General features: G+C 65.5%; 2 protein-coding genes. Both read left to right on the top strand.

All coding sequences use genetic code 11. The features are described 5' to 3' along the window. Positions 1-663 (top strand): DMT family transporter (locus MUO23_10080; protein MCJ7513300.1); only part of this gene is annotated, 663 nt, incomplete at its 5' end. Positions 664-1179: 516 nt separating this feature from the next. After that, on the top strand, positions 1180-2310 hold a 1131-nt coding region (locus tag MUO23_10085), incomplete at its 3' end, for a DUF4910 domain-containing protein (GenBank protein ID MCJ7513301.1).

Genomic DNA, 2310 nt, shown 5'->3' on the forward strand with positions numbered 1-2310 from the left:
CCCGCACCGGCCGACTGGGGTTGGGCGATTGCGGCCGGTATCTCAGGTGCGATCGGGGTGACCGCCCTGTATCGAGGCCTGGCGATGCGGGCGGCGGCAATCGTCGCCCCGACGGCCGCCGTTGTAGGGGCGGCCGTACCGGTCGCGGCCGGCCTCGTGGTCGAAGGGCTTCCCAGTCTGGCCCAGGCCCTCGGATTCGCTACAGGCAGCCTTGGGATCTGGCTGGTTTCGGCTTCGCCAGGTTTGGGATTCGGTGAGCGACGGCAAAGCCTGTGGCTGGCGATCGGTGCGGGGATCTTCATCGGAGGGTTCCTGGTGATGATCGCGCAGGTGAGTGACGCCAACGTTTTCGGCCCGTTGGCAATTGCCAAGGCGACCGGCACGCTCGTGGCGGTCCTGGTGCTGCTGTCGATGCGAACTGCCATGCCCTCCTTGACGGCCCACCCGCTGGCGCTCCTGGCGGGGGTGCTCGACGCCGGCGGGAATGTGCTCTTCGTCCTGTCCTCCCGCTTCATTCGGCTGGATGTGGCGGCTGTGCTCTCGGCGATGGCTCCGGCCATGACCGTCGTGCTATCGGCGGCGATTGTGCGAGAGGCCGTTTCCCGCTGGCAGGTTCTCGGCGTATTGTTGTGTCTGTCGGCCATCGTGCTCCTCGCGTTGTGAATGCATGATCCCTGCCTAGCGAGCTCCCTTGAGGCCCGATGACTCAGACTGCGAAGGCGGCTCGAGTCGGATCGGGCCAACCAGGAGCGGCCCGCCCGGAATTGGGCGGAATGCGTCGCTCGAGAAGGAGGTTATAGGGTGTCTGCCGCCTGGATGGCGAACGAGTATGCCTGCAGGCGAGGTCCGGATCAGTGGCTCGTCGTCGAGAATTCAGACCAGACGCGCCCCGAAGTTGCCGGGTGACCGGACAGGACTCGAGGGGCACGCACAGGGGAGGACCACGGCAGGTGACTGATGGCAAGCGGGATGTGGTATCGTAGCCCGTTGGGCGGCATCGAGAGGACGGCCGCCCAGTCACGGCCAAGCCTGGGGCCAACTGGCGCCCGCCCGGATCCAGGCCGGCATCTGCTCCGTCCGCCCCGGTCTTCCCCGCCTGTCGCCGACCCGGGAGAACCTGAGGGGCTCGGCTGGACGTGGCACCCCTGGGGATCTCACGAGACGGATGTGGAGTGAGACATGCTGGATGAGCAGCCGCAACCAACGGGCGAGGCCTCGCCGGGCACAGAGATGTACACCCTGGTGGAGCGACTGTTCCCGATCTGCCGCAGTATCACCGGAAACGGGGTTCGGGAATCGCTCGGCATCCTCGCCGAGTTCCTGCCGCTGGAGATCACTGAGGTAGCTTCCGGGACCCCCGTCTTCGATTGGGTCGTGCCGCGCGAGTGGAATATCCGTCAGGCCTACATCGAGGATCCTCAGGGCCGCCGCATCGTCGATTTCCATGCGAACAACCTGCATGTCGTCGGATACTCCATCCCGGTGGATGCCCGCCTTTCGCTGGAAGAGCTCCAGCCGCATCTGCACTCGCTGCCGGAACTGCCGCAAGCGATCCCGTATGTCACTTCGTACTACGCCGAGCACTGGGGCTTCTGCCTGTCGCATGTCCTGCGCGCCAGCTTGCGCCCGGGAAGCTATCACGTCGTGATCGACAGCGAGCTGACCGAGGGCAGCCTGACCTACGCCGAGTGTCGCATCCCGGGCAGCACGCCCGAGGAAATCCTGCTCTCCACCTACATCTGCCATCCTTCGATGGCCAACAATGAGCTCTCCGGCCCGGCGGTGACTGCGTTCCTGGCGCGCTGGCTGCTGGAAGCACCGCGACGATACTCCTACCGGATCGTCTTCATCCCGGAGACGATCGGATCGATCACCTACCTGAGCCGAAACCTGGAAGCGATGCGGCGCAACACGTTGGCGGGTTTCAACATCACCTGCGTCGGCGATGAGCGTGTCTACTCCTACCTACCTTCGCGCACCGGCGACCGTCTTGCCGATCGCGCTGCCTTGCACACGCTGCGCCACACGCACCCGGACTTCGTGCGCTGGACCTATCTCGATCGAGGGAGCGACGAGCGCCAGTACTGCAGCCCCGGAGTCGACCTGCCGGTGGTGAGCATCATGCGTAGCAAGTACGGCTCGTACCCGGAGTACCACACCTCGCTCGACAATCTGGAGCTGGTCACCCCCGCCGGCCTCGCCGGCAGTTTCCAGCTCCTGCGCCAGTGCCTCACGACACTCGAAGTCAACCGAATCTACCGGGTGACCACGCTGGGTGAGCCGCAGCTTGGCAAGCGTGGCCTGTATCCG

The sequence above is a fragment of the Anaerolineales bacterium genome (assembly GCA_022866145.1).
Taxonomy (GTDB): Bacteria; Chloroflexota; Anaerolineae; order Anaerolineales; family E44-bin32; genus PFL42.